The sequence below is a fragment of the Psychrobacter sp. DAB_AL32B genome (assembly GCF_002224105.1).
Lineage (GTDB): Bacteria > Pseudomonadota > Gammaproteobacteria > Pseudomonadales > Moraxellaceae > Psychrobacter.
Genome location: NZ_NEXU01000100.1, coordinates 23,197 through 36,104 on the forward strand (window position 1 = coordinate 23,197; position 12,908 = coordinate 36,104).

The 12,908-nt window shown below is 40.3% G+C and carries 9 protein-coding genes and 1 pseudogene; 3 read left to right on the forward strand and 7 right to left on the reverse strand.

Annotated elements, in window-relative coordinates:
• Positions 1 to 2: 2 nt before the first annotated feature.
• From CAN34_RS11535 to CAN34_RS11560, 6 genes and pseudogenes are all read right to left on the reverse strand, one after another.
• On the reverse strand, positions 3 to 1,361 hold the full coding sequence (locus CAN34_RS11535) for a glycosyltransferase (RefSeq protein ID WP_089555775.1): 1,359 nt from the start codon (positions 1,359 to 1,361) through the stop codon (positions 3 to 5).
• A 120-nt stretch (positions 1,362 to 1,481) separates the two neighbouring features.
• Positions 1,482 to 3,155 carry a glycosyltransferase family 2 protein gene (locus tag CAN34_RS11540; protein WP_089555776.1) on the reverse strand — a complete coding sequence of 558 codons (1,674 nt, stop codon included), beginning with the start codon at positions 3,153 to 3,155 and terminating at the stop codon, positions 1,482 to 1,484.
• Between the two features lie 648 nt (positions 3,156 to 3,803).
• A pseudogene (locus CAN34_RS11545) lies at positions 3,804 to 4,349 on the reverse strand (hypothetical protein); the annotation flags it as partial.
• A gap of 64 nt (positions 4,350 to 4,413) precedes the next feature.
• Positions 4,414 to 6,069 carry an ATP-binding protein gene (locus tag CAN34_RS11550; RefSeq protein WP_089555777.1) on the reverse strand — a complete coding sequence of 552 codons (1,656 nt, stop codon included), beginning with the start codon at positions 6,067 to 6,069 and terminating at the stop codon, positions 4,414 to 4,416.
• A gap of 52 nt (positions 6,070 to 6,121) precedes the next feature.
• Positions 6,122 to 6,781 (reverse strand): response regulator, encoded by a 660-nt coding sequence (locus CAN34_RS11555; RefSeq protein ID WP_089555778.1) that lies wholly within the window; start codon positions 6,779 to 6,781, stop codon positions 6,122 to 6,124.
• 159 nt (positions 6,782 to 6,940) lie between these two features.
• On the reverse strand, positions 6,941 to 7,537 hold the full coding sequence (locus tag CAN34_RS11560) for a PepSY domain-containing protein (RefSeq protein WP_089555779.1): 597 nt from the start codon (positions 7,535 to 7,537) through the stop codon (positions 6,941 to 6,943).
• Positions 7,538 to 7,800: 263 nt separating this feature from the next.
• Between CAN34_RS11560 and CAN34_RS11565 the strand changes: the two genes are divergently transcribed.
• The 3 genes from CAN34_RS11565 to CAN34_RS11575 all read left to right on the forward strand — a co-directional run bounded on the left by CAN34_RS11565 (position 7,801) and on the right by CAN34_RS11575 (position 12,269).
• Positions 7,801 to 8,610: a hypothetical protein gene (locus CAN34_RS11565; RefSeq protein ID WP_254423183.1), complete on the forward strand. Its 810-nt coding sequence runs from the start codon at positions 7,801 to 7,803 to the stop codon at positions 8,608 to 8,610.
• Positions 8,611 to 8,780: 170 nt separating this feature from the next.
• Positions 8,781 to 11,519 carry a bifunctional lysylphosphatidylglycerol flippase/synthetase MprF gene (mprF, locus tag CAN34_RS11570; RefSeq protein ID WP_089555780.1) on the forward strand — a complete coding sequence of 913 codons (2,739 nt, stop codon included), beginning with the start codon at positions 8,781 to 8,783 and terminating at the stop codon, positions 11,517 to 11,519.
• 57 nt (positions 11,520 to 11,576) lie between these two features.
• Positions 11,577 to 12,269 carry a DUF1345 domain-containing protein gene (locus CAN34_RS11575; RefSeq protein WP_079691787.1) on the forward strand — a complete coding sequence of 231 codons (693 nt, stop codon included), beginning with the start codon at positions 11,577 to 11,579 and terminating at the stop codon, positions 12,267 to 12,269.
• 310 nt (positions 12,270 to 12,579) lie between these two features.
• On the opposite strand, the gene CAN34_RS11580 is transcribed toward CAN34_RS11575, so the two are convergent.
• Positions 12,580 to 12,908 (reverse strand): EamA family transporter (locus CAN34_RS11580; RefSeq protein WP_165767646.1); only part of this gene is annotated, 329 nt, incomplete at its 5' end.

The following is a 12,908-nucleotide window of genomic DNA, read 5'->3' on the forward strand; positions in this document are numbered from 1 at the left end:
ACTCAATGCTCCTCAAGGCTCATAGTGATGGAGCGATCGTTTGAAGTATGGTTTAATTTAAGATTTGAACCCGTTGACGAATTTAACTTATTATTATGGATAAATAAACTCTGTGCCAGCTGCTCATTTCGTGAATTGGCAAAGCCCTTTTTCGGCTGTCTTTCTCTTACTGCCGCTTTATATAGTGCAAGATATCCTTCTACCATCGCTGATACTGAGCAAAACTGTAAAGCGCGTTCACGGCAAGCCTGACGCGATATGTGTTTAATCTCGGAAAAAGCCTTTATAAAGGCTTCTTTATCTTCCTTAGCAACGATAATACCTGTACTAGGCGTGACTATTTCAGCGCTTGCACCCACATCAAAACCAATCACTGGTGTACCACACGCCAAGCTTTCGGCCAGTGTCAATCCATAAGGTTCATCCCACGTACTGGTGAATAGCATGGCAGTTGCTTGAACGAGGTAGTGATTTACCTCTTCCTTAGTCACATGACCAATATAATCAAACAGTTTTTGCGCGCCATTTTTACGGTCTTGAGACAATAAAGGCGCTACTTGTTCATTAAAGTACGCTTCATTACTTTTAGGTCCGGCAATAATGAGTTTTTTCCCCGCTTCCATACAGTACTGCATGGCCAGATGCGTGCCTTTTTCGGGACAGATACGCCCGTACCAAAAATAAAGCTCGCCATACTCATTAATTAGACTATCCGTAGGCTCAGTATTAGCGATAAAGGACTCAACATCGATGCCGTTATAGACGACATGTGAAGGAACGAATTCAGAAAAAAGGCGCTGTTGGTGTGTGCTGATGGCAGTAAACTGGGTGCTTGTTCCGTGACGTAACGTCAGAAGTGCCAGACGCAACTGCGGGAAAATAGGGGTATGAAAAGTAGTAAAAAATCGAGTACCAAACGCTTGACCTGTCATCATCGGGATATGATGGAGACTGTGGTTGTGCACGATATCAATTTCACCGCGAGCATCACGTTCAATAATGTCACGCAGTACACGTTGATAGACCAAGTACTGGTACATCTCCTCGCGGCTCATGCCTAGCGTGTCATGTTCATTCTCATAGGCAGTTGCATCAAACTCAGTTCGGGTTAGCATTGGAACTAAGGTTGCTTGCGTTCGACTGTCTTTATGGGCATAAAGCAGTACTTCATGACCTTGAGCAACGAGTTCATCACAGATGAGTTGCGTAATCATCTCAAGTCCACCTGCATACGGCTGGGCAATAGGATATAAACAGTGGGCAATAATCGCTATGCGTAATGGCTTATTGGTTATTGCGATAGGGCGTTTATTATCAGCCTCAATAGAGCTTACAAAACCAACAGAATGAGCGAAAGACATATAAACCTCAAAGTAAAAATAGCGATTATTTTAAATTGGTAAGCACGACAGGTTTTATACAGGCAAATGATTAAAGATACTGGTATAACGCCGGTCTTCAAAAATGGACCTTGTTTAAGACTAAGAGTTAATAAATTTTTTATTTTCAAATACCGTTTCAATCTTAGGCGGTGCTAGGGGTTTGGTTTGTTTTCGAGCGTGCGTGACCGCAGGTTTAGACTTGATCCTAATGCTGTTAAGTTTTGGCTCTGTAGCAGCAAAGTTATCAAATGCCACTTTTGCCGCACCGATTTTTAATAGACAAACCGTTAAAGCACAGATAAATAATATTGGAGAATAAAGAGGGGAGAACGGCGCTACTACAAGCGCTGTAATGATATTAAGCGCCAACAGCAATTTGGGCAATGCTACTATATTTGCCAGCCGTAATGAGCGCTGAGTACGAATATACTCTTGCTTTGGGGTGCATATAAATGGCTTTTCACGACCCCACATAACGGGCAACCACGATAGCGCCCCAAGCTCCCAAAAATTCAAATGCATTAACCATGCTCTCAAGCGCATTTTCATGGTTGGTTGATAGTTTTCATTCACTTGTTTATTAAGCGGCACCTGATCCTGTAAATATGCCCATAAACGCCTTACTAAGAAGACTGTATAACCTGCGTACACCAGATATAAAGGCGTGAGCAGAGTTGAGTCGGCGTTAATATTAAAAAGCGTAGGAGCAAAGAGCGCACTGAAGATAATGAGTAGCGTACAGATTTGTAGAAAAATAAACAAACCAGTGAAATTTATCCAAGCGCTGAGCTGAGAAAGGTGTGCACGCACATAGAGTAGACGTTCGCCAATACCTTTTACTTTTATGCTATTGATAACATATCGATTAAGAGGGGTAACAGAAGTCAACGTTTGACTTTTCTCTAGATATTGTCGGTGCATTGAGGATTTATCTATCGAGAAGTAAGTGTTTATTACTTGCATATTCCCATAGATCCAGCGTCGACGTTGGCACATTAAATCATTCAATGTATTGGGTAGTAAACCGGTGGCAATAACTTTAGGTATGAATTGACTACGCAAACCTTGTTGATGCATAAGAACACCCATCTGCGCATCTTCAGTAATCGATGCACCTGACCAGCCACCCAAGCTTAAAAGATCTGAGCGGCGTATCACCGCATAAGTTCCTGTTGATAAAGCCCGCTTGCGATTAAAAGGACGATATAAGTGATGATTGAAATAGTGGTTTAATTCGCTATGGATATCTATTTGTCCAGCGTTACGGTAAAACTGTGGGAACTGAAGTAGAGTGTGCTCAGGATATTGTTCGATAGCATCAGCAATTGATACTCTAGCGTGTGGTAATGCCTGATAATCACTATCAACGACGACAATATGCGTACAATCTGGGCTCATGAGTCCTAATGCTAAATTCAAAGCGCCCGCCTTAAACCCTTCTACCGCATCAATGTGGTAAAAATATACCTTTAGCTCAGGATCTAAGCTGGCGCAAAACGCTGCCAATGGTTTATACATGGAGGTGTCAGTATTATTATTATCGATAATAATGATCTCATCGCAGTATTTTTTTACCGCAAGGAGGGATTGTATGGTGGCAATGACCAGTTCTGGAGGCTCTGCACGTGTCATCAATTGAAAACTTAAAGCCGCTGTATGGGCTTGTAAGAGGTCTTTTTCTACATGATTATTTACAGAGGAGCTTTTTGTAGTCTCCTCACCTGTTACATATTCCAAATCTATTTTAGTAAAAACTCCCTTATCGAACGCCATAACCTATCCCTATGTACGCCTCAAACTATGCTATGCCATTAGAAACAATGGTAAGAACTAAAAGCGTCAGTATCTAGTCTTTACCATTGACGTTTATCGCCGATGTATTTGTTGATTGAATATCATAGCTGAAGATTTAATAAGAAATGGATGGTTAATTGTTTAATAGTTCTTAATAGTGTAAGCGTAAGTAATTTGTGTAAACTTTTAGCTAATTCAAATGAATATTTGACCTATAGTGATTGATCCCTAGCTAAGCTTGATTTTTTGGAGAGAAGGGCAGAATTTTTTAGCTATACCTAAGTATTTGTTAAAGCGTATGTTTTTAACTAGATGTCAACACCTTTTGTCTGATGAGTGATCGCGCGCCGCCACGTAGCTTGGGTATGATGGAAGGTTTTGGTATTCACAGTTATCGTTTTATCAAACCCCAGTATTAACAAGGTCATCTAAGTGAATTGTCAAAAAAAAGGTTGCTAACGCTATGTAATATATAGTGTTAGCAACCTTTTTTACTACTATCAATATCCAATCATCATCGATATTCATCCATCATACTAATAATCATAGACCTTGGTTAACAAGACTATTAGCATCTAAGAAATTATTATTTGATCAATAAAATAAGTTTTGCTAGGAGCATAATAATCAATGTGCTTTAGCACTAGCCCGCTGCTTAAACACTAATAGACAAATAATGATAAAAACTAACAACGCAGCTGAAGCGCCAAAGCGGCTTAGTGCAAGACCACCATGATCGATAGGCTTGTCTAAGAAGTCACCTAATACCGATCCTAAAGGCCGAGTTAAAACGAAAGCGCTCCAAAATAATAGTGTTTTCGATATTTTAGTATAAAAATGAGCTAGAGCGATGAGTACTAATAAAGATCCAAATATGATAGCGCTCGTGGTATAACCCATGCCTTTGGTATCTGCTACCCAGTCACCAAGCGCGGTACCAAGGGTTTGTGAGAACATAATAGTCGTCCAATAAAACACCTCTGCTTTGGGTTTGCTAATGCTATCGACAGCAATACTGCCCATCGTTTTTTGCCAAGTTATTAAACATAGGCCAAGTAGCGCTATCAGTAATGCTGAGCCGCCCGCATAGCCAATGCCCAAAGATCTTGTTACATAGTCTGCTATCGTCGTACCCAAAGTCGTTGTCGCAATAATCGTGGCCCAATATAGCCATTCAATAGAGGTGTTAAGAAAGCGTCAAGATATATCTACATCTATCAAAATTTTTCCAATTGACTTAGAAAACTAAGGTGATGCATAGTCCTTTATTGTTGTTTTGACTTGGAATGGTCGCAGTAGAATCATTCATAAACACATCGATACCTGCTTGCTCACAGATTGACTTGACGATAGAGAGTCCTAGGCCTGTTCCCTGTATCTCTTGTGAAGTATTGTTGGTGCTATCTGATCTTGAATGGCTTGTATTATTATCCATACTATTACTAAGCTGGTCAGTTTTATTATTCACCTGATTGAGCCGTACAAAAGGGTCAAAAACAGTTTTATAATCGCTAGGATGAATGCCTGCGCCTGAATCTATTATTTGCAATATTAATCTGCTATTCAATGTTTTAGATGAGTCGTTCAGCTTCCCAGAGTGAATCACTTGTGAGCCAAAATTATACTGAGCATCTAAAACCGATTTTTGTATGCTGCCTGAGTTTTGCTCAAGCTGGAACAGCTTAACGATGACTTGACCATTAGCTGGCGTGTAAACAATAGCGTTTTGAATCAGGTTTTTGACTAGAACTAATAATGACGTTTCATCCATATTTATTTTACGGTTAGATTGTAGATCAACCGTAAGCTCTATATTTTTATTATCAGCAATAGGGATGAGTAAACCGATTACTTGTTCGATTATAAATTTAACGTTGGTTGCTTCTTCTTCAGCCCCAAGTGCCGTATTAATATTGCCAGCTCTAGCGAGCGTTAATAACTGCTCAACCAAACTTTGATTGCGCTTTAATCGTATAGCCAGTTTATCTAAACCTTCAGACATCACACTATCAGTGGCTATTCGCTGCAATCGTTGTAGCTGTAGCGATATTGCCGTCAATGGCGAGCGTAGTTCGTGCGCAGCATCTGCGATAAAGCGTTGCTGACGCTCTATACTGACCTTGACCAGTGCCAATAATCGATTCAACGATTCAGCCAGTGGCAACAGCTCGGAAGGCAGATTACTCACTGGCAGAGGGTCTAAGTCATTTTCACGACGCTGTTCAATCTCCTTTTGTAATTGGCGTACAGGCTTCATCATTCGCCACATGATAAAGGGCAGTAATAGTATCAAAAATGCCATGCCGATGATTAAGGGCAAAAAAGACTGCAATGCACTAGATCTGGCGAGATCATCTTGAAACTCAGTACGTTGGCGTACTATAACCACTCTATCTGCATCATTACTACGATAAACGCGCCATACTTTGTCATCTATGGTTTGAGTACTTAAACCCTCTGCTATAGCATGCAGGTCCTCTAATGTCAGATCGTTAAAGTTCTCATCATTATGGTGATTGGTATCATCATTATCGTGCTTACTGTTATCGCCATTATTATCGAGAGAAGAGTTATAGACGAGCGGTGATGATATTAGTGGTGATGATATTGCCGTATTAATGACATCAACGGTGATACTGCCATCGTCATCATCGGTATCAAAATGAATGTTGGATTCAAGCAACGTAGTAGAGTCAGCTGCTTTGACATCAAGCGTTTGCTCAAGTAACGCTGACATGCTTTTTAAACTGTCATCTTGAAAGTCGTTAAGCTCGTTATAGCTATACCAAAACCCATAACCACCAGCGCCTATGGCGAGTAGCAATAAAGATAGAACAGACCAAAGGATAAGTTGGAACTGTAGCGAGTGAAAAAGCTTATGGAGTTTAATCATAGCAATTAACTTTTATGGATGACAAATTGTTTTTAGTGTTGTGTGTTTAAAGTTAGGCATTACTGATATACCAACCCAAGCCGCGAACATTTTTGATTCTATCTTGTCCGATTTTTTTACGTAAGCTATGAATCAAGAACTCAATGGCGTTGCTTTCAACTTCATCACCCCAGCCATATAACGAATCTTCAAGCGCGTTTTTAGACATGACCTTTTCAGGGGATAGTATAAAGGTTGTGAGCAGCATATACTCTTTTGCGGTCAAATCGATAGGGTTTCCATCCATCATGACGCGTTTGTGCGCGGTATCTAGAGTTAGATTGCCAACGGCAACTTGATTGTCAGCCTTGCCTTGGGCGCGGCGAATCAGTACACGCATTCGTGCAAAGACTTCTCCTAATTCAAAAGGCTTGACGACGTAATCATCAGCCCCTGAATCTAATCCTGCAATTCTGTCTTTTAATTGATCACGCGCGGTGAGTATCAACACTGGTGTTTCAATCTTAGCGTCGCGAATAGCCGTTAATACGCCCATGCCATCAACCTCTGGCAAGCCCAAATCTAACAAGATGATGTCATAAGGTTGCACCCTTAATGTCAGTATGGCTTGACGACCATCTTTAACCCAATCGACCGTATAAGCTTCATCTTGCAATGCTTCATTCAGACTTTCGCCAATCATCAAGTCATCTTCGACTACTAATACTCGCATGAGATATCCTTATTGTATGGCTATTAGGACTAAAGTTTTTTTAAGGTATTTATCTATAGTGTCACTTTATATAGCGTCTTTAAACCAAAAAGCTCTAATCGATACTGGTGTACAGAGTAGAGCCATTGTTAAGCTATATTCAATCAAATCTTCGGTGTATCAATCATCATAGTCTAACTGACTGCTGATAACCTGACCATTTATGCTGTCGATTACCAGTTTGTGTATTTCCACCCCTTTAGCCATTTCAATCTCATAAGCGGGTATGCCGTTATCAAAATCAAACTCTGCCTCAATAATTTTGCCATTAATTTTGCCATTGTCGCTTTGCGTTGCTTTTTGCATGGCTTGGGTTAGACTGATTTTAGCCTGTTTCATGGCGTTATATTCTGCTAAATCTTCCGCATCAAGTTTTTCTTGTTTGCTCTTTAAGATTTTACCGCTACTGGCATCAATTTTTACTTCATGCTCCATGTCACCGTCAATAAATTTAACTTCAAACTCACCACCTATCATATAGCCGTTTTGGTCAAATTCAGCGCTAATTAAGTCCCCTTTAACTGTTTTCTGCGCCATAGCGATGGCTTGCTCTAGACTGATTTTACTTTTGGCAATCGCGACCGCGTCACTGGTCTCAGCCCCTGAAATAGCGGGTATTTGTCCTGAGGCGATAGCGATGGTACCGATACCAGTGCCGATAACTAGGGCGCTCACGACAACGATTGCTGATTTGCTTAGCATTGATAACTTTTTCATAATATTTACTCCATATCTTAAATGTAGGGCTGACTTCACAATAAATACTTCGTCAGATGTGATGCTGGTAGGAGTTCATCATACAAAATAAGACATAGGAGAAACTTAGCGAGGATTAAGCGTTTGATTAGAGAAAATATATTCAAATTAAGAGATAGCTGATGAGGTCTTAACACTTTCTTAATAGCTGGGTAGTTACTATAGGTTAAGGATGTAGCAAATACAGTGCTATCTCCCAACTAACCTAAAAAAGGAAAGTATTCATGTCTACCTCTCCTCAAATACTCGTATCAGAAAATCGCCTATCCAAATCATCAAAGTATGCCAACATGCTCAATAAAGTGCCACAAATCACTTTGGTGTTTTGGCTGATAAAAATGATGTCAACTACCGTCGGTGAAACCGCCGCTGACTTTATGATTTTTAACTTTAAGCTAGGATTGCCGATCACTTCTCTGATTATGACAGCGCTGTTTTTGATTGTTTTGGTAATACAGTTAAAGACCAAAGACTATATCCCGTGGAAGTACTGGCTGACGGTAGTGTTTGTGAGCATTCTTGGCACGCTGATTACTGACAATATGACGGATAATTTAGGCATACCACTAGCATACTCAACGATAGGGTTTAGTGTCTTGCTTGCAGTCGTGTTCGCTATCTGGTACGCCCGTGAAAAAACCTTATCTATCCATCATATTGATACCTTTGCCCGTGAACTATTCTATTGGGTTGCCATCTTAGCGACTTTCGCTCTTGGTACTGCCGCAGGCGACTGGTTTGCAGAAGGACTTAACATTGGCTATCAAAACTCCACCTTTATATTTGCTAGTGGTCTTGCGCTTATCGCAGTGGGGTTTTATGTGCTTAAGTTAAACAGCGTTTTGTGCTTTTGGCTTGCTTATATTTTGACTCGTCCGTTAGGGGCAGCACTTGGTGATTGGCTATCACAACCAGTTAAGAATGGAGGTCTTGAATGGGGAGTGACTAGTATCAGCATTGTGTTTTTATTAATGATTGCGGGCTTGGTAGGCTATGAGACCTATAAGAAAAATTATCAAGTGCATAATCACTAATGAGCGGTAAGATTTTTCATTCAAATTTGTGTTATAAGTTAATAGAGAGTTAAGATTTTATAAATCAAGAATAACTTTATAGATTGACTGTTAGCAACCTGAACTTGCCAGCCAACTAAAATAGCCGCGTTGTGTGTTATGCCTAAAGCGCCTCATATAAGTCAGTAGCGATGAATATAAAAAACATAAAGTTTAATTGGCATTGGTTATTAGCCGTTGTTGCTATCGTGATGTTTGCCTTGGCATCCAAGTCGTTGTTTCATATGGCGCATACCTTAGATATAGCGCAGATGAAATCTGTCATTTTGGCAACGCCGCCATTAACGATGTTGAAAGCAGTTTCAGTGGTCATAGCCGCTTACGCGCTACTGAGCGTTTATGATCTAATAGCGGTGCGTTATCTAAATACTAAAATACCTTACCCTAAGATATTAAATACCTCGCTCACTGCTTTTTCAATTGGCCACACTTTAGGGGTGTCGATGCTATCGGCAGGCGCGGTACGCTTTCGCTATTATGGCAAGTACGGTGTTGAAAGTGCGAAGATTGCCAATATTATCTTGTTGGTCTCTTTAGCATTTAGTTATGGCATGATGACGGTGATCGGACTATCACTACTCATAAATCCACATATGCTCTCACAGTTGCTTACCAATATAGCTTGGCTCGCAAATATACCGCCATTAGTGTTCAAAGCGATCGGGGTTATTATTCTGCTATCGATTGCTGCTAGTCTGATATTTGCTGGCAAGTCAGGACGAGCGTTTGCTATAAAAAACTGGCAATTGCATCTGCCACCAGCTACGGTATTGTTTAGACTTATCGTGCTTGCCGTTATTGATATCGCATTAGTAGCTTATATCATTCATATGCTAATACCTGCCAGCACAGTGAGTTATCTAGAGGTCTTCTCAGCTTACGTTCAAGCTATTACGGTAGGTATTATCAGTCATGTGCCTGGCGGACTGGGCGTGTTTGAGCTAACGATGGTGGCTTCATTACCTAAGGTGGATAAAACCACGTTATTATCCGTGCTGCTCTTATTTCGTATTCTTTATTACCTTATTCCCTTTATGTTGGGGATATTATCGTTTGTCTTACATGAAGCCTATATTCGCTCAGGTCTGGATGCAAATAAAAAACGCAGAATTCTCCCTAGTATATGGATTCCTCAGCTTCTTGCTTTGGCAACAGCGGGTTTGGGTATAGTCATGTTGATAGTTAGTATTTTGCCACCCGTGGCTAATCGAGAGCTATTACTGGGTGAGTTTATACCGATACCCATTATCGAGACGTCCTATCTTCTCAACACGCTTATGGGATTTGCTTTACTGGTATTAGCACGTGGATTGTATCAACGTCTCAATGGCGCATGGCATATATCAATGTGGTTATTGGGTGCATCAATAGTGACTTTAATGGTCAAGCACTTAGAAGTCGAAGTGGCGGTTATTTGTGCCTTATTGTTCGGCGTGGCCTATTTTAATCGACGTTACTTTAATCGTCAGTCTCATTTGATGAGCTTACGTTTAAACTCACAAACTCTAGTTTTATTGTCGGTATTTTTAATCAGTCTGTTTTGGGTTGGTATGTATGTCCATCGTCATGAAGACTATAGCCCTGATCTATGGTGGACAGTATCAGGTGATGGAGGAGCACGCTTTTTGCGCTCATACGCCATGCTTGCCATCTTAACCATCGCCTATGTATTGTTCAGCCTCATTCGATTTAAAAAACCATCTCCAAGCCTCCCCACTCCAATTGAGCTTGCCCAAGCTGAGCAAGTTGCTCGTAAATCTGCCTACTCAATTGCAAACTTAAGCTTGCTGGGTGATAAGCAACTGCTATTTAGTGACTCGGGTAATAGCTTTATCATGTATCAAACTCATGGTAGAAGCTGGATTGTTATGTCTGACCCCATTGGTGATGACAGTGAGTTTGGTACTTTGATTGAGACATTCATTGAATTATGCCAAAGTTTTGGTGGGACTTGTGTCTTTTATGAAGTCAGCAATAGATATCGGCATTTATTCAACAACAATGGCATACAACTGCTAAAAATCGGTGAAGAAGCTATTGTTAACTTAGATGCCTTTAACTTACAAGGAAGCAAAAACTCTAAATTCCGTCAAGTGATCAGTCGTGGTATGAAAGACGGGCTGAGCTTTGAAGTCGTGCCACAGGCGCAAATCCCAACATTACTTGGAGATTTGAAAGCAGTTTCTGATATTTGGTTAGGCGATAAAAAATCAGCAGAAAAAGGATTTTCACTAGGGTATTTTGATGAAAACTATTTGAAGCATTTTGATTGTGCAGTGGTGAAATATCAAGGGGACATCGTGGCTTTCGCCAATCTTTGGCAAAGCGGTCATCTGAATGAGTTGTCCATTGATTTGATGCGTTATAAAGAGGTGCAAAATAGCGAAGGTAAAGCTATCAAAAGTATGATGGACTATTTATTTATTAGCTTGTTTATGTGGGGCAAAGAGGCGGGCTTTCATTCTTTTAGTTTAGGAATGGCACCCTTTACTGGGTTTGAGGTTCAGCCTAAGCCTATCGTTGAAAGTCATTCTTTAGAAGATAGTACTTTAAAAGATAATGAATCAAACAACGAAGCATTAAAAACTATGAGTCAGCATATTATAGATGGTAAATACATGGAGGTTCCAACAGAAGCTGAAGCTATCGGACCTAAATGGCGCTATGTAACCAATACCGTTACCAAATACGGCAAGACTTATTATAACTTTACAGGACTGCGCCACTTTAAAGAAAAATTCAATCCTGAGTGGGAACCGCGTTATGTAGGGATTGAAACGGGGCTTAGAGCGGGCATGAAACCTATTAAAGGTTTAACCGATACCACCTTACTTATCTCTGGTGGGCTAGGTAGTTTGGTTAAAAATTAATACCAGTTAATACAGTTGTATAATTTAAACCTTCATTAATAGAATTTGATTAAAGTTATGGCACTATTACCAAACGCGTTTTTCAGTCATTGGCGCTTGCTTGGAAGCTTACTAAGCGGCGCACTTATTGGCCTAATAATAGCTGCAATATGGCCTATCTCTTTTAGTACTGGCTTTATTGTCGGTTGGGATAGTGGCATTTTAATCTATATTGTCAGTATTATTGTTATGATGCGTGCTAACACCATTCATAGTCATCTGACCCAAGACCATGAAGGTAAGCTGATTATCTTAAGCCTCATTAGTATCGCAAGTTTGATTTGTTTACTGGCTATTGTAAAGCAAACTCAGATTGGTAAAGACTATCAGGGTATAGCGCGTATTTTAACTATTGTGCTTACCGTGAGTACTATTTTTATTACGTGGCTGATGATACAAGTCACCTTTGCTATGCAATACGCTTATCTATATTTCTCTGAACAACGTAGAGGAGTAGCGTCGCCTTTTATGTTTCCTGAAGCTATGATGGCAGGTGAGGGCTACAGTGAAAATCATACAAGGGCATTCAGTGCTAAATTTGAAGACTTTTTTTATTGCGCAGTTGCTATTGGTACTTCAGGTCAGACCGCCGATATTGCTTTTACCTCAAAATCGGGTAGAAAGCTTGCTACTTTGCATAGCGTTATCGCCTTTGTGTTCAATTTGGTTATCATCTCTTTATTAATTAACATTATAGCCAGTTATATATAATGAGGCCTATCGTTCAAACCCCAATATTAACAACATCACCTAAGAAAACTAAACTTCATATCTCAAGCTTACATGCTATGTAGGTAATAGCATTGTAAGGCTTCTTCGACCCATCAATATAAAATTAATCTATTGGGCATATAGGTATTATCGATATTTCGAACACCATAATATTGGGGTATACATCACCTAATAAGTTATAGTTTAAATTAACATTTGGTCTACTCTAGCGTTGACTCATTCTCCGCTATCGATATTAATCTAAGGGGCTGTCCTAGATAACAAGCTCAGCCCCTTAGATTGTTTACTGCTAATTATGAGTTGCTTTTATTCCAAACCCAACCTTCATATTTGCTAGTAACAGCCCTGACAAGATCAATAGCATTGCCAACATCTTCCACCACGTCACTACTTCTCCTAAGAGCAGCACTGAAGCTATCATACCGAATACCGGCACTAATAGAGCAAATGGCACAATCTTGGAAGCAGTATTTTGACTAAGCAGATGTGCCCAAAGTCCAAAGCCGAGCAGCGTTGAGATGTACACGATGAATCCAAGCGATAGCCAAGACTTAATTGATGCTTGCGTAAACGTCGCCACCTGCCATGCAGCGCTCTCAAATATAAGCGACGATAGAG

Excerpts from the sequence above, each read along its gene's own strand:
- CAN34_RS11535 (WP_089555775.1), bottom strand. The coding sequence starts at position 1,361 with ATGTCTTTCGCTCATTCTGTTGGTTTTGTAAGCTCTATTGAGGCTGAT.
- CAN34_RS11540 (WP_089555776.1), bottom strand. The coding sequence starts at position 3,155 with ATGGCGTTCGATAAGGGAGTTTTTACTAAAATAGATTTGGAATATGTA.
- CAN34_RS11550 (WP_089555777.1), bottom strand. The coding sequence starts at position 6,069 with ATGATTAAACTCCATAAGCTTTTTCACTCGCTACAGTTCCAACTTATC.
- CAN34_RS11555 (WP_089555778.1), bottom strand. The coding sequence starts at position 6,781 with ATGCGAGTATTAGTAGTCGAAGATGACTTGATGATTGGCGAAAGTCTG.
- CAN34_RS11560 (WP_089555779.1), bottom strand. The coding sequence starts at position 7,537 with ATGAAAAAGTTATCAATGCTAAGCAAATCAGCAATCGTTGTCGTGAGC.
- CAN34_RS11565 (WP_254423183.1), top strand. The coding sequence starts at position 7,801 with ATGTCTACCTCTCCTCAAATACTCGTATCAGAAAATCGCCTATCCAAA.
- mprF (WP_089555780.1), top strand. The coding sequence starts at position 8,781 with ATGAATATAAAAAACATAAAGTTTAATTGGCATTGGTTATTAGCCGTT.
- CAN34_RS11575 (WP_079691787.1), top strand. The coding sequence starts at position 11,577 with ATGGCACTATTACCAAACGCGTTTTTCAGTCATTGGCGCTTGCTTGGA.